Source organism: Rhodococcus sp. KBW08 (assembly GCF_003852455.1).
Classification (GTDB): Bacteria; Actinomycetota; Actinomycetes; order Mycobacteriales; family Mycobacteriaceae; genus Rhodococcus_F; species Rhodococcus_F baikonurensis.
Genome location: NZ_QAJJ01000016.1, coordinates 240,356 through 260,391 on the forward strand (window position 1 = coordinate 240,356; position 20,036 = coordinate 260,391).

The 20,036-nt window shown below is 63.5% G+C and carries 18 protein-coding genes; 7 read left to right on the forward strand and 11 right to left on the reverse strand.

All coding sequences use genetic code 11. The features are described from left to right. Positions 1 to 40: 40 nt before the first annotated feature. On the reverse strand, positions 41 to 532 hold the full coding sequence (locus DBV08_RS19985; protein ID WP_124568606.1) for a hypothetical protein: 492 nt from the start codon (positions 530 to 532) through the stop codon (positions 41 to 43). Between the two features lie 77 nt (positions 533 to 609). Here DBV08_RS19985 and DBV08_RS19990 point away from each other — a divergent pair, with 77 nt between their 5' ends. After that, positions 610 to 951 carry a metallopeptidase family protein gene (locus tag DBV08_RS19990; protein ID WP_003944783.1) on the forward strand — a complete coding sequence of 114 codons (342 nt, stop codon included), beginning with the start codon at positions 610 to 612 and terminating at the stop codon, positions 949 to 951. Positions 952 to 1,057: 106 nt separating this feature from the next. Further along, positions 1,058 to 1,666 (forward strand): transcriptional regulator, encoded by a 609-nt coding sequence (locus DBV08_RS19995; RefSeq protein WP_124568607.1) that lies wholly within the window; start codon positions 1,058 to 1,060, stop codon positions 1,664 to 1,666. Positions 1,667 to 1,669: 3 nt separating this feature from the next. On the opposite strand, the gene DBV08_RS20000 is transcribed toward DBV08_RS19995, so the two are convergent. The 8 genes from DBV08_RS20000 to DBV08_RS20035 form a co-directional block, all read right to left on the reverse strand. Next, on the reverse strand, positions 1,670 to 2,722 hold the full coding sequence (locus DBV08_RS20000; protein WP_124568680.1) for a ferrochelatase: 1,053 nt from the start codon (positions 2,720 to 2,722) through the stop codon (positions 1,670 to 1,672). Between the two features lie 84 nt (positions 2,723 to 2,806). Next, complete coding sequence (gene inhA, locus DBV08_RS20005) at positions 2,807 to 3,604, reverse strand: NADH-dependent enoyl-ACP reductase InhA (protein ID WP_095970162.1); 798 nt, start codon at positions 3,602 to 3,604, stop codon at positions 2,807 to 2,809. Between the two features lie 57 nt (positions 3,605 to 3,661). Then, positions 3,662 to 4,411: a 3-oxoacyl-ACP reductase FabG1 gene (fabG1, locus tag DBV08_RS20010; RefSeq protein ID WP_124568608.1), complete on the reverse strand. Its 750-nt coding sequence runs from the start codon at positions 4,409 to 4,411 to the stop codon at positions 3,662 to 3,664. A 70-nt stretch (positions 4,412 to 4,481) separates the two neighbouring features. Further along, positions 4,482 to 5,462, reverse strand: coding sequence for a VWA domain-containing protein (locus DBV08_RS20015; RefSeq protein ID WP_095970163.1), 981 nt, complete (start codon positions 5,460 to 5,462; stop codon positions 4,482 to 4,484). Next, positions 5,459 to 6,451, reverse strand: a complete 993-nt coding sequence (locus DBV08_RS20020) for a DUF58 domain-containing protein (protein ID WP_124568609.1) — start codon at positions 6,449 to 6,451, stop codon at positions 5,459 to 5,461. The genes DBV08_RS20015 and DBV08_RS20020 overlap by 4 nt, the downstream gene beginning before the upstream one ends. Next, the gene (locus DBV08_RS20025; RefSeq protein ID WP_124568610.1) at positions 6,448 to 7,644 is read right to left on the reverse strand and encodes a MoxR family ATPase; all 1,197 of its coding nucleotides are present in this window, start codon (positions 7,642 to 7,644) and stop codon (positions 6,448 to 6,450) included. Before DBV08_RS20025 ends, DBV08_RS20020 begins: the two co-directional genes overlap by 4 nt. 152 nt (positions 7,645 to 7,796) lie before the next feature. After that, positions 7,797 to 9,344, reverse strand: coding sequence for an NlpC/P60 family protein (locus DBV08_RS20030; RefSeq protein ID WP_029255350.1), 1,548 nt, complete (start codon positions 9,342 to 9,344; stop codon positions 7,797 to 7,799). 451 nt (positions 9,345 to 9,795) lie between these two features. Beyond that, positions 9,796 to 10,386, reverse strand: a complete 591-nt coding sequence (locus DBV08_RS20035) for a DUF6676 family protein (protein WP_124568611.1) — start codon at positions 10,384 to 10,386, stop codon at positions 9,796 to 9,798. A 456-nt stretch (positions 10,387 to 10,842) separates the two neighbouring features. Between DBV08_RS20035 and acnA the strand changes: the two genes are divergently transcribed. Together acnA and DBV08_RS20045 are read left to right on the forward strand one after the other, a co-directional pair. Then, a complete protein-coding gene (acnA, locus tag DBV08_RS20040; protein ID WP_019748421.1) occupies positions 10,843 to 13,644 on the forward strand; it encodes an aconitate hydratase AcnA in 2,802 nt (933 codons plus the stop codon). 101 nt (positions 13,645 to 13,745) lie between these two features. Further along, positions 13,746 to 14,312, forward strand: coding sequence for a TetR/AcrR family transcriptional regulator (locus DBV08_RS20045; RefSeq protein WP_003944970.1), 567 nt, complete (start codon positions 13,746 to 13,748; stop codon positions 14,310 to 14,312). Positions 14,313 to 14,372: 60 nt separating this feature from the next. On the opposite strand, the gene DBV08_RS20050 is transcribed toward DBV08_RS20045, so the two are convergent. Further along, positions 14,373 to 16,004, reverse strand: coding sequence for an ABC-F family ATP-binding cassette domain-containing protein (locus DBV08_RS20050; protein WP_003944932.1), 1,632 nt, complete (start codon positions 16,002 to 16,004; stop codon positions 14,373 to 14,375). Positions 16,005 to 16,133: 129 nt separating this feature from the next. Between DBV08_RS20050 and DBV08_RS20055 the strand changes: the two genes are divergently transcribed. Together DBV08_RS20055 and DBV08_RS20060 are read left to right on the forward strand one after the other, a co-directional pair. Then, complete coding sequence (locus tag DBV08_RS20055) at positions 16,134 to 16,919, forward strand: SDR family oxidoreductase (RefSeq protein WP_124568612.1); 786 nt, start codon at positions 16,134 to 16,136, stop codon at positions 16,917 to 16,919. 10 nt (positions 16,920 to 16,929) lie between these two features. Then, positions 16,930 to 18,060 carry a lycopene cyclase family protein gene (locus DBV08_RS20060; protein ID WP_124568613.1) on the forward strand — a complete coding sequence of 377 codons (1,131 nt, stop codon included), beginning with the start codon at positions 16,930 to 16,932 and terminating at the stop codon, positions 18,058 to 18,060. Positions 18,061 to 18,074: 14 nt separating this feature from the next. Here DBV08_RS20060 and DBV08_RS20065 read toward each other — a convergent pair whose 3' ends face one another. Beyond that, entirely contained in the window at positions 18,075 to 19,046 is a 972-nt protein-coding gene (locus DBV08_RS20065) for an alpha/beta hydrolase family protein (RefSeq protein WP_124568614.1), read from the reverse strand. Between the two features lie 140 nt (positions 19,047 to 19,186). Between DBV08_RS20065 and DBV08_RS20070 the strand changes: the two genes are divergently transcribed. Continuing rightward, positions 19,187 to 20,035 (forward strand): Ku protein, encoded by an 849-nt coding sequence (locus tag DBV08_RS20070; RefSeq protein ID WP_095970171.1) that lies wholly within the window; start codon positions 19,187 to 19,189, stop codon positions 20,033 to 20,035. The last annotated feature ends 1 nt before the right edge of the window (position 20,036 follow it).

The following is a 20,036-nucleotide window of genomic DNA, read 5'->3' on the forward strand; positions in this document are numbered from 1 at the left end:
TTTGTTTCAATAGCTATTTTCAAGCAAACCACTCAATCGATCAACACGCAGTCTTGTGATTGATCGCGATATGGCGGTCGATGCGAATATGTTCATCCAGCGTCGGGTAACGCAAACCGGTGTCCTGGCTGTATCCCTGACGGCGCAACCAATCCAGGACGTCGCCCCAGAACCAGATCCCCCCGGCAACCGAGTTGTACGGAATCGGAAAAGGAGTAGCCGCCTGCCGGACCCCTCGCACCCACTGTCCGACCGCCTGCCGCGTCACCCCCGCACGGTCGGCAATGTCCTGGCGCGACACCAGATCAGGATGTGTCCTCTGAGGCCGCACACCTGCGGCCACCAACTGGTCGACCACGGTGATCGCCGTCGTCGCTGCCCGCATGCCTTCCGAGGTGAGTGTCAGCAACTGCAGCCCGCGTCGGTCCTCGACTCTTCCGCCCAAGCTCTCTTCGATCGCCTGCTCTTGCGAGACTGTCAGCATCTGAACGATGAATGTGAATTCGTAACGGTGATAGAGATCTTCGGCCACGCCCTAAACATAGCCGTAAGCTGCACTGTTTCCACATGGACACACCCGGATCCCGCACCCGCACGCACAATGGGCAGATGATCGACGTGGACGACAGTCAGTTCGAGGACATGGTCAAGCGGGCGCTCGACAGCCTGCCGCCGAAATTGGGTGCGGAGATGGCAAACGTCGCGGTGACCGTTCAACTCGAAGGCGGACGACCGGGACTGCTCGGGCTGTATCAGGGCATCCCTCTGACCAAGAGAACCACCACGTACGCCGGCGTCCTTCCTGACCGCATCACGATCTACCGCAGGGCCATCTGTGCGATCTGCAGCACCGAAGACGAGGTGATCGAGCAAGTTCGCCGAACCGTGATCCACGAAATCGGCCACCACTTCGGGATCGGTGATCCCCGGTTGCGTGAACTCGGATGGTGACAACCGACTCATCTACAAGTCGGAAATCAGCTAGAGGTTGATAATCGGCGAATAGTCATGTCAGCTGTACCAAGCCCGCAACAATTGAACACTTACAGGAGTTCGCATGGTCAATTTGATCCAGATCGCCCCGAAGAATGCCCCGACGTTTGCGATGAGCCGACAGAAGGCCGCCGAACTGTTGGGCATCTCGGTCGACAGCGTCGCGTTTCTCCTCAAGTCCCGCTATCTCCCGGATCTGGACGCCGGTCGCTTGATCGCGATGGCCAACCAACCGTGGTTGTACACGGACGGCGACTTTCCCGTCCTGCAGCAGGGCGCGTCCGAACTTGCACCGAAGAAGATGCTGCCCGCACGTAAGTACATCGGCGAGAGCGCAATTCACTCCGACGCCGAGTGCGTGGAAGCCAATCAGGGGCAGTGGGCGGGATTCAACGTCGACCATGTGCTCGGCGCCCGATTCCTGCCTGTGACGCTGCGCAAGTTCCCGGTGTCGGTGCTGCAGATCCACGACGTCAACGACGACGACGAAGAGCGAGTCTCGTTTGTCGCGACCCTTGCCGGGCGAGTCCGCGAACTGGGAGCGCCCAAACTCAACTACATCGACCCGTCGCTGAGCCCGGAGGATCGACAGATCGTCGAGACGCTCCTGACCTCGCGCAGTACGTCTACAGTTCCGGGGCCCTGCGGAAAGCTCAAGCAGCCGAACTCCTGACCGTCAGCGGGGGCGCTGGACGGCGGCGCAGCAGTTCACCGCACACGAGGCACCATTGGTGGTCGAGCCGAGCAGCGGCTCGACCCCCAGTCGCAGTGGTTGCTCGGCGTCGGCCAACTCCCGGACGAGCGCGGGCACCAGCTGCGCAAAACGTTGATCGCGGCCGGGTGTCGCGGCGCGCACGAAATCCATACCGAGTTCGGCTGCCTTGTCCTTGGCCTCGGTGTCCAGATCCCACACCACTTCGAGGTGATCGGAGACGAAACCGACGGGGCATACGATCACGGCGCGAACATCCTTGGCGGCCAACGTATCCAGGTGATCACAGATGTCGGGGTCCAGCCACGGAACCTGCGGCGGACCTGATCGCGATTGCCACACCAGATCGAAATCGTCGACGCCGACGGCCTCGGCCACCAACTTCGCAGCCTCGGCGACCTGTCGGCTGTAGAGGTTTCCGCCCTCTGCCGGCGGCCCTGCATTGCGGTCTGCGGCACTCGGAACCGAATGCGCCGTGAACACCAGGCGCGCAGTATCGCGAGTAGCTTCGGGCAACTCTGCGCGGGCCGCGCGCACACCGTCGGCGAACGCGCCGACGACCAGCGGATGGTCGTAGTACTGGCGAAGTTTTGTCAGCGTCGGTGCGCCGTCACCGACCGCGTCGCGGGCGCGGGCGATGTCCTCGTGGTACTGCCGACATCCGGAGTAACCACCCCAGGCCGACGTGGCGAACACGGCGGCGTTGCGGACACCGTCCTCGCGCATCTTGGCAACGGTGTCTTCGACCATCGGGTGCCAGTTGCGGTTGCCGAAGTACACGGGCAGGTCGACACCGGCTGCTGCCAGCTCACCTTCGACCCGTTCGATCAGGTCTCGGTTGAGAGCGTTGATGGGAGAAACCCCACCGAAATGCATGTAGTGCTCGACGACGGCGTCGAGCCGTTCGGGTGGCACTCCCCTACCGCGCGTGACGTTTTCGAGGAACGGCCGTACGTCTTCGGGTTTTTCGGGACCGCCGAACGACAAAACGAGAAGAGCATCGAACTGCATGTCCATACTTGCGGTCATGAGTTCAATCTTGCGTGATGCCGTTCGGCGGGGGTCACCCGGGTACTCACCTGCGTAGTAGAAGGGGTGCTACTAGCCGACCATCGCGTGGAAGCCGCCGTCGACGTAGATGATCGACGCGGTCGTGCCGGGCAACCAATCCGAGAGCACGGTGCAGACGGTCTTGGCCACGGGCTCGCGATCGTCGACGTCCCAGCCGATGGGCGCAGCACCGTCCCATGCGGTGTTCAGCTTGTCCAACTCCGCGCCCGGACCGGTGCTGTCACCGGCGATGGCCTTGGCGGCCAGGGTCTTGATCGGGCCGGAGGACACCAGGTTCGAGCGGATGCCGCGGACACCGACCTCTTTGGCCACGTAACGGTTGACGGCTTCGAGGGTTGCCTTGGAGACACCCATCCAGTTGTAGAAGGGCATTGCGCGTGCCGGATCGAAATCCATTCCGACGATGGACGCGTTGTCGTTGAGCACCGGCAGCAATGCCTTGGCCAGTGCGCTGTACGAGTATGCGGACACCTCGAGTGCGACCGCCACGTCTTCCCACGGCGCGTCCATGAACGGGCTGCCCAGGCAGGAACGGGGAGCGAAGCCGATCGAGTGGACCACGCCGTCGATACCCTCGGGAGCCAGCTCGCGCACGCGCTCGGCGAGAGTTGAGAGATCCTCCGAGCTCTGGACGTTGAGCGAGATTGCCGGCGGCACGGGCTGCGGCAGGCGCTGGGCGATGCGGTCGATGAGGCGCAGACGATCGAATCCGGTGATCAGCACCTTCGCGCCCTGCTCCTGCGCGACCTTGGCCACGTGGAACGCGATCGACGAATCGGTGATGATGCCGGTGACAAGAATGGTCTTACCCTCGAGCAAACCGCCCATGAGATGTCCTCCTGATTTCAGACGTACGAGAAAGGTGTGCGTGTGCGAAAAAGCGGGTCAGTGCCCCATGCCGAGTCCGCCGTCGACGGGGATGACCGCACCCGAGACGTAAGCCGAATCGTCCGAGGCGAGAAAACTGACTACTGCTGCAACATCTTCCGGCTTTCCGGTCCGCTGCAACGGGATGAACTCGGTGGCCTTGTCCTTCACGTCGTCGCCCAGCGCTGCCGTCATGTCGGTCTCGATGAAACCCGGTGCGACGACGTTGGCGGTGATCGAACGCGAGCCGAGTTCCCTTGTCAGGGAACGAGCGATACCGACGATGCCTGCCTTGGACGCGGCGTAGTTGACCTGGCCGGCTTGTCCCGCCAGACCCACCACCGAACCGAGGAAGATGAAGCGTCCGAAACGCGCGCGCAGCATCGACCGGGTCGCACGCTTCGAGAGGCGGAACGTACCGGTGAGGTTCGCGTCGACGACGCTCGTGAACTGCTCTTCGCTCATTCGCATGATCAGTGTGTCGTCGGTGACGCCGGCATTGGCGACGATGACCTCGACCGGGCCCTGGTGCGCTTCGACCTCTTTGAACGCACGGTCGATCGACTCGGTGTCGGTGACGTCGCAAACGACGCCGAACAACCCTTCGGGTGCGCCGGAACCGCGATGTGTGACGGCTACCTTGTGACCGTCCGCAGCGAGTCGCTGAGCGACGGCCAAGCCGATTCCGCGGTTGCCGCCGGTGACGAGCACCGAGCGCGGTGTGGTGACGGTCCGTTCGGAAACCACTGTCGTGGGAGGGGTAGACATGGCGATCAACCTATCAATTCTCTGCGGGCCGCGTACCAGCGGTATTTGGACAATTCGGAACTGCTCACGATCAAGGCAAACGCTGCCTGCGTACCAGGGCAATCGTCAGACCAGCGGTCGCGAAGACTACGCCGAGGATCAGCCACGGTCGGCTCGCGTCGCCGCGTGTCGTCTCGAAACCGATCTGCTCTTCGAGCGTGTCGTAAACCTGGCGCAGTTCTTCGAGGCTCGATGCCGTGAAGAAACTTCCGCCGGAAAGGTTGGCGATCTCCTTCAGTGACGCGTCGTCGACCGGGACGGGGATTCGGTCGCCTTCGATCTCGACGCGGCCGTAGGTCGTTCCGAAGGAAATGGTCGAGATCGGCACGCCCTTGTCCTTGGCCTGACGGGCAGCGGTGAATCCGCCCCGCGGATCGTCCGAGTTCTCGGGAACGGTCTGCTTCCCGTCGGACAGCAACACGATGCGCGCCGGAGGCGCCTGATCGCTACCGCCGAGCACAGCCGACAGCGTGTCGATCGACTGCAACGAGGTGAAGATCGCTTCGCCCGTCGCCGTCCGCTCACTGAGCTTGAGGTTGTCGATCGCGACCTTCGTCGCGTCACGATTCGTGGTGGGCGACACCAGAACCGACGCTGTTCCGGCAAATGCGACCAACCCGAGGTTGATTCCGGGTGTCAGACCGTCGGCAAACGACTTTGCTGCTTCCTGCGCTGCTGCCAATCGCGTCGGTTCGACGTCGGTGGCCTGCATCGACAGCGACACGTCGATCACGAGGATGACGGTGGCACGGTTTCGCGGGACCTTCTTGTCCGCCGTCGGACCGGCAAGGGCGACAGTGAAGAACACCAACGCGACGACCATCAGAATCGCCGGAATGTGACGCCACCGCCCGGGCCGAGAAGGCGCCACCTTCTCCAGCAGTGCGAAGTTCGTGAACCGAAGTGTGTGCTTGGCCCGCTGCTTCTGCACGAGTACGTAACCGACCACCAACGCGGCGATGACAGCGAGGAACAGCAACCACCACGGTGCGGTGAATTGAGAAAGACTCACGAACGAACGCCCCCAGTTCCGGCGCCGGCACCATAACTGTGGCGGCGTGCCGAGATGAATCTCACGACGTCGGCGATCCAGTCCCTGTCGGTGTGCAGAGACATGAGCGGTGCGCCGCAACGACGTAGAGCTTGCCTGACCTCGACGCGGTGCTCGGCGGCGACTCTGGCGAAGTCGGCGCGTAGTTGCGGCGTCGTGGTGAATTCTCTGGTCCGGCCGGACTCGGGATCGTGGAGCACCACGTCGCCGACGTCCGGAAGTTCGAGGTCGCGCGGGTCCACCACTTCGACGCCGAGCACGTCGTGTCGTCCCGAAATGGCGCGCAGCGACCGTTCCCAGTCGATCGGTCCGAGGAAGTCACTGATCACCACCGCGAGTCCGCGCCGACGCTGTGGGCGTCTGAGTGCTTCGATCGCACCGACCAGATCACCGCGTACCCCGTCCGGAGCGTGCGGAGTCGTCGCGATCCTGCGGAGCATCGCCTGTGCGTGAATTCGCCCACCGCGGGCCGGAATTCGAGTTGTCTGAGCTCCGGTCGAGATGATGGCGCCGACGCGGTTACCGCCCGAGCTGGTCAGGTGCGTGATGGCTGCGGCTGCGGCCACAACCAGGTCGCGCTTCTCGCATCCGGCGGTCCCGAAGTCGAGACTTGCGGACAGGTCGATGACGAGCCACGTCTCGAGCTCACGATCTGCGACCGACTGGCGCACGTGCGGGTGCGTCGTCCGGGCAGTGACGGACCAATCCATCTGCCGTACGTCGTCTCCCGGCTGATACTCGCGAGCATCCCCCGGTTCCGAACCCGGGCCGGGAATCAGGCCGAGATGGTCGCCGTGCAGCACACCGTCGAGGCGACGACGAACCGTCAGCTCGAGGGTGCGCAGCGCGGCGGTGAGTTTGGGATCGCTGAGCTCGCCGGATCGGAACGACGGCGGAGAACCGGTGGATCCGGCGGGTGTCGCCTGGCCACCGTCGCGGCCATCGGTCACTGCGGGCGACTCATCGTCTCAGCGGTCGCGATCGGCGCGCCGTTTCCCTGTGGAGTGGCTGTGCCCTGTGGAGTGACTGGGCCCTGTGCATTGAACTGGGGTGCTTGCGGTGCGCCTTGCTGAGGCGGACCGGGAACGGTCGGAACCGGCCGCGCGGCGATCTGCGGCAGTCCGACGGTCTGCAGCACCCGGGCGATGACGGCGTCGGGAGTCACCTCGTCGGCCATGGCGTCGTAGGAGAGAACGAGGCGGTGACGCAACACGTCCGGGATCACCTCGATGACGTCCTGCGGCACGACGTAGTCGCGGCCACGGACGAGAGCGAGGGCCCGCGACGCGGCGATGATGCCGAGCGTCGCGCGGGGTGAGGCACCGTACGCGATCCAGCCTGCAACGTCCTCGAGTCCGACCTCACGAGGCGTGCGGGTAGCGGCGATCACTCGGACCACGTAGTCGACCAGCGCGTGGTGGACGAAGACATTGCTGGCGACGCGTTGAAGCCTGACCAACTCCTCCGGACCGAGGATCTGGTGCGGCTCCGGGGCCGCGACGCCCATCCGGTAGACGATTTCGCGTTCTTCCTCCACCGTCGGGTAGTCGACGAGGATCTTGAACAGGAAGCGGTCGCGCTGCGCTTCGGGCAGCGGGTAGACGCCCTCGTTCTCGATGGGGTTCTGCGTCGCCATCACCAGGAACGGGTCGGGCATGTGGTAGCGCTTGCCACCGATCGAGACGTGGCGCTCCGCCATCACCTCGAGGAGCGCGGACTGCACCTTGGCCGGAGCACGGTTGATCTCGTCGGCCAGGACGAAGTTTGCGACGACGGGTCCGAGTTCGGTGTCGAACTCTTCACGGCCCTGACGGTAGATGCGCGTGCCGATGAGGTCAGTGGGCACCAGGTCGGGGGTGAACTGCACGCGGGAGAACGAACCGCCGACGACCTTCGCGAAAGTCTCGACAGCCAGCGTCTTGGCAACACCGGGGACGCCTTCGAGGAGGACGTGCCCCTTGGCGAGAAGTCCGACGAGAATGCGCTCGACCAGCCGGTCCTGCCCGACGATGACTCGCTTGACCTCGTAGATCGCTCGTTCCAAGGTCTGAACGTCGGCTGCCAGGGAAGGTGCTGCTCCGTCCGCACTTCCGCTCGCCTTGCTTACGTCGACCGTTCCGACCGAATCTTCACGTGAGGTCACCAAGAATCCATCGCTTTCACCTAGAAAAGTACCGACAGTAACGTGTTCCCCGTCAACTATTCCAGGTAGTTGCGCTCGATGCCGTAACACCACGTCGGGAACTTGATACTTCTCCCGTCAATGCCGGCATCGTTGTTCTGACGACGCAGCGATCAGGACACCAGTCGGACGGCGTACGGCGTCATTCCGCCCCAGCGAACCGGCGAGACCATGACACTCGAACCGGACTGCGGCGCCTCGAGCATCTGCCCGTTACCGAGGTAGAGCGCAACGTGTTGGCTGGCATTGGGACCGTAGAAGATCATGTCGCCGCGTTTCATCTCCGACGACGGAACCTGTGTGCCCGCGGTGTACTGATAGCCGGTGTAGTGCGGCAGCGAGATGCCGATACCGGCAAAGGCGTAGATCATCAGCCCCGAGCAGTCGAAACCGACCTTGTTGAAATCGCCGTAACTGTCTGCGACGCCGCCGTCACGGATGCCTCGCGTCGGCCCGTTCTCGTCGCCGCCGCCCCAGGCGTACTGCACGCCGAGCTGAGACATTCCACGATCGATGACGGATTCGATTGCAGCGCTTCCGGTGACGGAAGGCTTCGGCGTACTGGGCTTCGGTGTCGTCGGCTTGGGAGTGGTGGGCTTGGGTGTGGTGACCGTTTCCTCTTCGGTGCCGGTCTCTTCGTCCGTGCCGGTTTCTTCGTCGGTCCCGGTCTCCTCGTCCGTCCAGGTGTCGTCGTCGTCCGGGATGACGGTCGGAGTCGGGTCTTCGACTGCGGTGTGCGGGCGCTGAGCCGCTGCCAGTGCCGCAGCTCGATCCTTGGCTGCCTGGTCGGCTGCTGCGCGGGCGGCCGCTTGTGCGGCAGCTTCCTTGGCGGCGGCTTCGAGAGCCTTCTGGTGAGCTTCCTCGGCGCGACGCTGTTCGTCCCACGTCGCGTACGCCTGGCGTTGGCCCTGCAAGCCGGCGACTGCGTTTCGGGCGGCGTCGAGCTGGGCCTGAGCGGAGTTGCGCTCGGCTTCGATCGCGGCCTTCTTGGCTACCTGCTGATCGAGGGCGTTGCGCGCGATCTGAATCGCCTGCTCGGCCAGATCCTTCAGCTGGGCGGCTACCTCGGCGGCGGCGTCGGCCTGCTGCTTCGCTTGGCGGGTCGCGGAGTCCTTGTTCGCCTGCTCGGTACGGGCTCGCTGAAGACCGTCGAGCACTGCGCTCTGCGTGTTGGCGAGCAGTTTGAGGACCTGTGCACGATCGAGAACGTCGCCCGGGCCCTTGGCGTCGAGGAATGACGAGATGGACGCGGTGTTGGTGCCCTTGACGTAGCTCGAGCGTGCGTACTTGTCGAAGTCCGTCTGAGCGACCTCGATCTGCGCCGAGGCGTCCTTCAGAGCTTGTTTGGTGACGCCGACGGCCTGCGCCGCGGTGTCTGCGGCGCCGCGAGCGTTCTGCAGATCCACGAGCGTCTTGTTGACGTCTTCACGCTTGATCGCGACTTCGTTGTCGAGTGCCGACAACTGTTCGTTGGCCGATGCGACTTGGTTGATGAGCGCGCTGACGGTGCCGACGCTCGACGAGACCTGCGAATCGGCCGCAGCGATGTCCGAGTCACTCGGATTCGGCGGCGGTGGAGGTACGGCCGAGGACATGGCCGGCGTTCCGACGATCAGGGAGCCGACGACGCCGAACCCGATGACCAGTTGCGCCAGGCGCATCGACTTACGGGAAGGACCACGACGGGACTTGCCGCCACGTGTTACTTGCCTCACAAATAACTCTCCCTCGCGTGTAACGCCACGGCCCGCTGGGTCGCCGATCCGTGCGGGGAGGGAATGCGCAGACCAAGCACCGGTCGCCCACAGCCCGAGAGCTGCTCGTCGACCCGGGCGTGCCGTCGCAACGCCACTGTCGACACCTCGGGAACAAGGCAACCGACAAGTACGCGTCGAACAACATCAGCCTGTCTGCGACACTTCTTCCCCAAAAAGTGCCAGTTGTACCGTACGACACTCAAGCGTTCTTTGGAAACTTTAGCCACAAATAACACAAACGGTATTTGAGCTGGTCGAATGGCATGCAGACACCAAAAAGGGCAGGTACTCACTGCAAACAGCGGTGAGTACCTGTTTTCGACGAGTTACTGAAAATCTCGCAAAAGGACCAAGGTCAGACGGAATCGGCCCGGTGGTCGGACGATGTCGCGGTCTCTGACGTTGACGCGGTATGTCTGGTTTGCGTATTTTCCGGTCCGCGCCGCCACTTCACGGCAAATGTGATCCCGGCAATAACCGCCACCACTGCGATGACAAGGACCGTGTACAGCGTCCACGGCGGACCTGGCGCCACGATCTCGTGCGAGAAGCGGTCCGCGGTCACGCTCGCGCTTTCGCCGAAAGATCGGTCCTGTGCAGTTTCGAGCTGTACGCGACTGATCGAGTCGCTGTAGCTACCCATCCAGTCAGGGCTCAGAACGAGAACCGTGCCGCCTTCTGTTTTGCCGACTGTCGTGGCCAGATCGCGAAGATCGGACGGCCGGCCCGGATTCGCGTCGACGACCACGACGCTCAAGTCGACACCACGTTCACGAGCGTCGGTCACCACCGCAGTCAGCCCCGATACATCGGACTCTGGGGCGGAGACACCGTCCGTCGAAATGTCCGCGAGCACGTCATCGAGATCGACGTCCGACGGAACGGCGACGTGCAACGGGGACTTCACGTGCACAGGCGCAAAAGCGTGATTGGTAGGAGCAGACATCTCTCATCCGGGTGCTGTTCGGATTCCGTCCACCGCTGAGATGCGGGGAGTTCTTCCGAGGTCGTTTTTCGGCGGCCGACCCGCGACGGGCCTGCATGCACCCTACTTCAGGTCGACTGCCACCAGGCGTCACACACAACCGCCGCGCGTGCCGCCCGAGCGGTAGCTGTGGGTGCGGTCACCCAGCCAAGCCTGCGTTGCGCAGGCCCCCGGTCTGCATGAAGATTGTTTCGGTCAACTTGCCCTGAATTCTCACAGGACAAGCGTACTGTTAGACTTGGACCAAGAGGTACCACCGGTCAGGACGGGTTCTACTGCAGCTCCGATGTTCGGACAGTTCTCACGCGAACTGTGCGATTGGCGTGAGCTACGGAGGATCTTCCCGGCCGAAGTACCTCGCTTCAGCTGCCGACACAGCCCCGTCGGTAGCGACCCTCATAGACGAGTGGAGCAGACGTGAGCACCAGTATCGATTCATTCGGAGCCAAGGGAACCCTCGAGGTCGGTGAGAACTCTTACGAGATCTTCCGCCTCTCGGCCGTCCCCGGCACCGAGAAATTGCCCTATTCCTTGAAGGTTCTCGCCGAGAACCTTCTCCGCACCGAAGACGGTGCCAACATCACCGCGGATCACATCCGCGCAATCGCAAGCTGGGATCCCTCGGCCGAGCCGAGCATCGAAATCCAGTTCACGCCTGCCCGCGTGATCATGCAGGACTTCACCGGCGTTCCTTGCATCGTCGACCTCGCCACCATGCGTGAGGCCGTCACCACCCTCGGAGGCGACCCGAACAAGGTCAACCCGCTCTCCCCCGCCGACATGGTCATCGACCACTCGGTCATCCTCGACGTCTTCGGCCAGGCCGACGCACTCGAGCGCAACGTCGACCTCGAATACGAGCGCAACGGCGAGCGTTACCAGTTCCTCCGTTGGGGCCAGGGCGCATTCGACGACTTCAAGGTCGTCCCCCCGGGAATGGGCATCGTTCACCAGGTCAACATCGAGTACCTGGCGCCCACCGTCATGTCCCGTAACGGACAGGCATACCCCGACACCTGTGTCGGCACCGACTCGCACACCACGATGGTCAACGGCCTCGGCGTGCTCGGCTGGGGCGTCGGCGGCATCGAGGCCGAGGCAGCAATGCTCGGCCAGCCCGTCTCCATGCTGATCCCCCGCGTTGTCGGCTTCAAGCTCTCCGGTGAGATCAAGCCCGGCGTCACCGCAACCGACGTCGTGCTCACCGCCACCGAGATGCTTCGCAAGCACGGCGTCGTCGGCAAGTTCGTCGAGTTCTACGGCAACGGTGTTGCCGAGGTTCCGCTCGCGAACCGCGCGACGCTGGGCAACATGAGCCCCGAATTCGGTTCCACCGCAGCGATCTTCCCGATCGACGCCGAGACCATCGAATACCTGCGCCTCACCGGCCGCAGCGACGAGCAGCTCGCTCTCGTCGAGGCGTACGCCAAGGAACAGGGCTTGTGGCACAACCCCGACAAGGAGCCTGTCTTCTCGGAGTACATCGAGCTGGATCTGGGAACCGTTGTTCCCTCGATCGCCGGCCCGAAGCGCCCGCAGGACCGAATCCTGTTGTCGGAGTCCAAGACTGCGTTCCGCAAGGACATCCACAACTACGTGGAAGAGAACTACCCGACCGAGCACACCCAGCTCGACGAGGCAGTCGAGGAATCCTTCCCGGCTTCCGATCCCGCGGTTCTGTCGTTTGCCGACGACGGAGCGGTCGACGTTCTCTCCGCTGCCAACGGTGCAGAAGGCCGTCCGAGCAAGCCGGTCGTCGTCAAGTCCGACGCCGGTGAGTTCGTTCTCGACCACGGCGCCGTCGTTGTTGCAGGTATCACCTCCTGCACCAACACGTCCAACCCGTCGGTCATGCTCGGTGCAGCACTGCTCGCACGCAACGCCGTCGAAAAGGGCCTCGCCACCAAGCCGTGGGTCAAGACCAACATGGCTCCCGGTTCGCAGGTCGTCACCGACTACTACGAGAAGGCCGGCCTGTGGCCGTACCTCGAGAAGCTCGGCTACTACCTCGGCGGTTACGGCTGCACCACGTGCATCGGTAACACCGGACCGCTGCCCGAGGCAGTCTCGAAGGCCATCAACGACAACGACCTCTCGGTCACCGCGGTGCTCTCGGGTAACCGTAACTTCGAGGGACGCATCTCCCCCGACGTCAAGATGAACTACTTGGCTTCCCCGCCGCTCGTGATTGCCTACGGCCTCGCCGGAACCATGGACTTCGACTTCGAGACCGATTCGCTCGGTAACGACACCGACGGAAACCCCGTCTACCTCAAGGACATCTGGCCGTCCACGCAGGAAATCGAAGAGACGATCAAGTCCTCGATCGACCAGGACATGTTCCGCAAGTCGTACGCAACCATCTTTGCGGGCGACAGCCGCTGGCAGAACCTCGAAACCCCGAAGGGTGACACCTTCGAGTGGGACGTGAACTCCACCTACGTGCGGAAGCCACCGTACTTCGACGGCATGACGATGGATCCGGCTCCGGTCAAGGACATCAAGGGCGCTCGCGTCCTCGCACTGCTCGGCGACTCGGTCACCACCGACCACATCAGCCCGGCAGGTCCGATCAAGGTCGGTACCCCCGCTGCGCAGTACCTCGACTCCCACGGCGTCGAGCGTGCGGATTACAACTCGCTCGGATCGCGTCGCGGTAACCACGAGGTCATGATTCGCGGAACGTTCGCGAACATCCGTCTGCGCAACCAGCTCCTCGACGACGTCTCCGGTGGATACACCCGCGACTTCACGCAGGAAGGCGCACCGCAGGCATTCATCTACGACGCGTCGCAGAACTACCAGGCTGCCGGCATCCCGCTGGTCGTCCTGGGCGGCAAGGAGTACGGCTCCGGATCCTCGCGTGACTGGGCAGCCAAGGGCACCAGCCTGCTCGGCGTCAAGGCCGTCATCACCGAGTCGTTCGAGCGCATCCACCGCTCCAACCTCATCGGCATGGGCGTTGTCCCGCTGCAGTTCCCGGTCGGCGAGTCCGCAGGTTCGCTCAAGCTCGACGGCACCGAGACCTTCGACATCGAAGGTGTCGAGAAGCTCAACGAGGGCGTCACCCCGAAGACCATGAAGGTCACGGCGACGCGCGAGAACGGCGAGAAGGTCGTGTTCGACGCAGTCGTACGCATCGATACCCCCGGCGAAGCGGATTACTACCGCAACGGTGGCATCCTGCAGTACGTGCTTCGCAACATGATCCGGGGCTAGTCAACCGAGCCCTGTTCTAACCCACGTGGCGGACTCAGCGAGGTGCTGAGTCCGCCACGTGCGTTCGGAGCACAAAGAAAGCGCGAGACGAGGACAACAACGTGCCCAAGGTCAGTGAAGACCATCTCGCGGCACGGCGCAGTCAGATCCTTGACGGCGCCCGCCGCTGCTTTGCGGAATACGGCTACGACGGCGCCACAGTTCGCCGTCTCGAAGAAGTCACCGGCTTGTCCCGAGGAGCGATCTTTCATCACTTCAAGGACAAGGACGGCCTGTTTCTCGCTCTCGCAAGCGAGGATGCGAGCCGGATGGCAGATGTCGTCGCCGAAGAGGGCCTCGTCCAGGTCATGCGGGACATGCTCGCGCAGCCCGATCAATTCGACTGGCTGGGAACGCGACTGGAGATAGCGCGTCGACTGCGCAACGACGCCGATTTCCGCGAGAAGTGGTCACAGCGCTCTGTAGAACTGACGGAAGCGACCAGTGCGCGTCTCGCCCGACAGAAATCGGCAGGTCGACTCCGTGACGACGTTCCCACCGAAATCCTGATCGGGTATCTCGATCTGGTGATGGACGGCCTGGTCGCGAGAATCGCCTCCGGCCACGGTGTCGACAACCTGTCAGCTGTTCTCGATCTGGTCGAGGAATCGGTGCGGCGGAGAGATTGAGGGGCTTCGCCCCTGTGAGTGGTTGAGGAGTGCGGGGACTCCCTAACCACTCACAGGGGGTCAGGCGAGCTGGATCAGCTCGAGGTACTCCTGCGACCAGTGGTCCTCGTTGCCGTCGGGCAGGAGGATGACGCGCTCGGGGTTCAGTGCCTCGGCAGCGCCCGGGTCGTGAGTGACCAGGACGACGGCGCCGGTGTAGCTGCGGAGCGCGTCGAGCACCTGCTCGCGTGAGATCGGGTCCAGGTTGTTGGTGGGCTCGTCGAGAAGCAGAACGTTGGCAGCGGACGACACCAGACCGGCCAGGGCCAGACGTGTCTTCTCACCACCCGAGAGCGTTCCGGCCGGCTGTTCGAGCTGCGGGCCGGTGAACATGAAGGCACCGAGCAGCGACCGCAGTTCCTGCTCCCCCGTATCCGGGGCGGCGTGGCGGATGTTCTCCCACACGGACGCGTCGTCGTCGAGGGTGTCGTGCTCCTGAGCGAAGTAGCCGACCTTGAGTCCGTGACCGGCGATCAGTTCACCCGCGTCCGCCTTCTCCGCACCCGCGAGGATGCGGAGCAGCGTGGTCTTGCCTGCACCGTTGAGTCCGAGGATGACCACACGAGAACCGCGGTCGATCGCAAGATCGACGCCGGTGAAGATCTCGAGCGAGCCGTACACCTTGGTGAGGTTCTTGCCCATCAGCGGCGTCTTGCCACAAGCGGCGGGTTCGGGGAAACGAATCCGCGCAACCTTGTCCGAGACACGTTCGGCATCGAGGTTGGCCATCAATTTGTCGGCTCGCTTGGCCATGTTCTGAGCCGCGACGGCCTTGGTTGCCTTCGCGCCCATCTTCGCTGCCTGAATGCGCAGCGCGCCGGCCTTCTTCTCGGCATTGGCGCGCTCACGGCGACGGCGCTGCTCGTCCGTGGCGCGGGCGTCGAGGTACTTCTTCCAGTTCATGTTGTAGACGTCGGCCTCACCGCGGACGGCATCGAGGAACCACACCCGGTTGACGACGTCGTTGAGCAGGTCGACGTCGTGGCTGATGACCACCAGTCCACCCTCGTGGTTCTGGAGGAATCCACGCAGCCAGGTGATGGAGTCGGCGTCGAGGTGGTTGGTGGGCTCGTCGAGAAGCAGAGTCGTGTCCGAGCGGGCACCGCTGCCGTCGGAGGCGGCAAAGAGGATTCGCGCCAGTTCGACACGACGCCGCTGACCGCCGGACAGCGTGCTGAGCGGCTGCCCGAGAATACGGTCTTCGAGGCCGAGGCTGCTGGTGATACGTGCGGCTTCGCTTTCGGCTTCGTATCCGCCGAGGGCCGAGAATCGATCTTCGAGCTGGCCGTACTTCTTGACCGCGCGGTCCTGCGATTCCTGATCGAGCACCTCGCCCATCAGAATCTGCTGCTTCTCCATCTCGCGGAGCATCGTGTCGAGGCCGCGTGCGGAGAGAACCCGGTCCTTGGCGAGGACGCTCAGGTCGCCCTCCTTGGGGTCCTGCGGGAGGTATCCGAGTTCACCGGTGCGTACGACGCTTCCCGCGTATGCCTCACCTTCACCGGCGAGGATGCGCAGTGTGGTCGTCTTTCCGGCTCCGTTACGTCCGACGAGACCGATCCGGTCGCCCGGCTGGATACGCAGCGAAGGCCCGGGAGCTGTGAGAAGGGTGCGGACACCGGCACGAACTTCGAGGTCAGTGGCGGTAATCAAGCAAACTCCTCAGGAAAAACGACGAATACGGGTAAACAATGCCTGACTACAGACACAAGAACTATCGATTTTACCGTGACCTGACGGTCGTTCCGACCAGCAGCGTGTGAGTCCGCTAACGTTCGGGACATGACTAGCGAAAACAGCACTCGTCCTCGCGACCTCGAAGGCCGCGCCGCCATCGTCACCGGTGCAAGTCGCGGAATCGGCAAAGCTGTCGCCGCCGAGCTCCTCGCTCGCGGCGCCGACGTCTTGATCACCGCGCGCAAGCCGGAGCCTCTCGAGGCCGCTGCAACCGAACTGTCCGCTCTGGGGCACGGCGGAAAGGTCGTCGCATTCGCGGGGAACGCCGCCGATGCCGAAGCACGCTCCAGTGCCGTCGACCGTGCTGTCGCCGAGTTCGGTTCACTCGACATTCTGGTCAACAACACCGGCATCAATCCGGTCTTCGGTTCGCTCATGGAGGCGGACCTCGACGCCGTACGCAAGATCTTCGACGTGAACGTGGTTGCCGCCCTGGGCTACGTCCAGCAAGCGCATCGGGCATGGATGGGAGAACACGGTGGGGCCGTCGTGAACCTGGCCAGTGTGGCCGGGATCCGATCGACGGGCGTCATCGCGGCGTACGGAGCGTCGAAAGCTGCGCTCATCCGGTTGACGGAAGAACTGGCCTGGCAACTGGGACCGAAGATTCGTGTCAATGCCGTAGCTCCCGGGATCGTCAAGACGCAGTTCGCGGCAGCCCTGGTCGCTGCAGGCGAGGACAAGGCGTCGGCGGGCTACCCGATGAAGCGACTGGGCACCCCCGAAGACGTCGCCGGTCTGGTCGGCTTCCTGGTCTCCGACGCGGCGGCATGGATCACGGGCGAAACCGTGCGCGTCGACGGCGGCCTACTCGCGACGGGATCGATGTAGTGCGCCGATCATGAGCACAGACAACTCCTCCGCCGATGTGGTGATCGTCGGCGGAGGACCGGCGGGGCGGGCGCTCGCGACCCGCTGTATCGCCCGGCAACTCACGGTCGTCATCGTCGATCAGCATCCTCGTCGGGTGTGGACTCCGACGTATTCGGCGTGGGCGGACGAACTGCCGTCGTGGCTGCCGGACGAGGCGATCGCGAGCCGAATCCAACGTCCGAGCGTGTGGGCAGAGGAGCAGAAAATGCTTGATCGCGCATATTACGTATTGAATACATCATCACTGCAATTATTTCTCACGGATACATCCGCACAGTTCAGAGCCTTGACTGCCAGAACACTGTCCCCCAACAGCGTTGTCTGCACCGACGGAACCCAGCTGACGGGTTCCGTCGTCGTCGACGCTCGAGGCACCGACCTCACGGTGACAACCGCGCAGCAGACCGCCTTCGGAGTGATCGTCGACCGCGCCCTGACAGCTCCGATTCTGGGCGGCGGCGAAGCCTGGTTCATGGACTGGCGAAGAGACAACGGCACCTCCGACGCCGACACTCCGTCGTTTCTCTATGCAGTCCCACTCGACGACGAACGAGTCCTCCTCGAGGAGACCTGCCTCGTCGGCCGGCCGGCGTTGGGGTTGCGCGAACTCGAAGCACGTCTGCGCACCCGACTTCACAATCGAGGCTGCGAAGTCCCCGACGACGCGCCGGTCGAGCGAGTCCGTTTCGCAGTCGAAGGCCCGAAGGACTCGTCCCCCGGCGGTGTCCTCCGTTTCGGCGGGCGAGGCGGTCTGATGCATCCGGGAACCGGATACAGCGTTGCTACCTCACTCGCCGAGGCGGACGCGGTCGCTGAAGCAATCGCCGACGGTGGGGATCCGGAGGCGGCGCTCTGGCCCCGCTCGGCCAAGGGAGTGGCGGCTCTTCGCCGCGTTGGCCTGAATGCACTTCTCACCCTCGACCCGGCTGAGGTCGCGACATTCTTCGACAGGTTCTTCGATCTACCGGTCGAGGCTCAGCGATCCTACCTCTCCGATCGGCGGGACGCGGCTGCGACCGCGAAGGTGATGGCAACCCTGTTCCGGACGTCGCCGTGGCATGTTCGAAAGACGTTGATGCGCGCACCCTTTCTGCGGTGAGCAATGAGCACCGGCTACCGCACTCCCATCGAACTGGCGATCATCGGCCAGGAATTGTGGAGGTCGTCCTGCCAGTAACCCCACGAGTGGGTTCCGGCCGGTTTGAAGTCGAAGGTCGCTGGGATGCCGAGAGCGTTCAGTCGGTCTGCTAATCCGTGCGTGCACCCGTTGACCGCGGATTCGATGATGCCGCCGACGATGATCTGATTCAGAAGCGCTCCGGGATTTCCGTTCACATCGGGCGCCTGAAGGTTGTCGTGTGGGCCTGGCAGCCCGGAGCCGGTGGAGACGTACAGTTCAGTCCCCCTCAGTTTCTCCGCGTTCACGACGGGATCGTTCTCGCGCCATCCCGGACCGTCGAACGGTCCCCACATATTTGTCGGATCAGCGCCGCCCCGCGCGCCGACCACCAGTCGGACGTAGTCCTGACCCGGCTGGGTGGAGGTCTCCGCGCACCCGCTGTACGCCCCGACACTGCGGTAGAGGCCCGGCGCCGAAATCGCGAGGTTGAGAACGGAGGTGGCGGTCATCGAGATCGCCGCGATGGAGTTGACCCCGTCGGTCCCGAACTGCGCATCGATCACCGGCGGCAGTTCGCGAGTGAGGAACGTCTGCCACTTGTTGCGCCCGAGTACGGGATCGTCCTTCTGCCAGTCCGTGTAGTAGCTGAACGCACCTTCCAACGGCGTCACGACGTTGACGTCCTTGTCGGCGAAGAAGTCCAGGACATCGGTCCGCCCTTCCCACGTTGCGCTGTCCTCGCCGCCACCGGCGCCGTTGAGCAGATACAGCGTCGGGCGTGGCGCACTGGTGTCGGCGGGGAGGATCACCTCGAGTGGTATGTCGCGGTCCATCGCTTCCGAATGAACGGTGATCCGGACAGTACGGGCCGGATCTGCGGCAGCGTGCCAAGGAGCCAACAGCAACGGAACCAGTGAAATCGCCAGCGCCGCGGTGACGCGTCGACGGTAGGTTCGGATTCTCATCGGAGCGTGCCCCCAGGTGTGCGAGTCGGGTTCTCGGAGCGGATACCCGCTCGATACGCCCCGAACCGACCCGTCCACACGCAACGGTTCGGGATCAACCGTGAGCGTTTGCCTCGCGCAATCGGCTGGGGGCGACCATCATGGGAGACATGCGCTCGATTTGGAAAGGCTCGATAGCCTTCGGTCTGGTCAACGTTCCGGTCAAGGTGTACTCGGCGACCGAGGACCACGACATCCGATTTCACCAGGTCCATGCAAAAGACGGTGGCCGCATCAAGTACAACCGTGTGTGTTCCGAGTGCGGAAACACGGTTCAGTTCGCGGACATCGACAAGGCGTACGACTCGGAAGACGGATCGCGCGTCATCTTGAGCGACGAGGACTTCAACAAACTCCCGGCCGCGGAGAAGCACGAGATTCCGGTGCTGGAATTCGTGCCGAACGATCAGATCGATCCGATCTTGTTCGAGAAGAGTTACTTCCTCGAACCCGATTCGGCGTCGCCGAAGGCGTACGTCCTGCTCTCGACTGTGCTCACCGAGAGTGATCGAACGGCACTGGTGCATTTCACTCTGCGACAGAAGACGCGTCTGGCCGCGATGCGCGCTCGCGACGGCGTCCTCGTGATCCAGACGTTGCTCTGGCCCGACGAAGTTCGCGCAGCAGAGTTCCCTTCGCTCGACGACGTGGAGAAGCCGAAGGCCAAGGAACTGAAGATGGCGCAGACGCTCGTCGAGAGCATGGCCGGCGATTTCGATCCGACCGAGTTCACCGACGACTACCAACTCCAATTGCGGCAGTTGCTCGACGAGATGATCGAGAACGGCGGCAAGAAGGTCATCCCTGCCGCCGAAGTCGACCAGGAGGGTACCGATGCAGAGGTGGTCGACCTGGTTGCCGCACTGCAACGCAGTGTGGACGAAGCGAAGTCGAACGCCTCCAAGGCCGGCTCCTCGAAGTCGACCACGCCGAGGAAGAAACGGGCCTGAT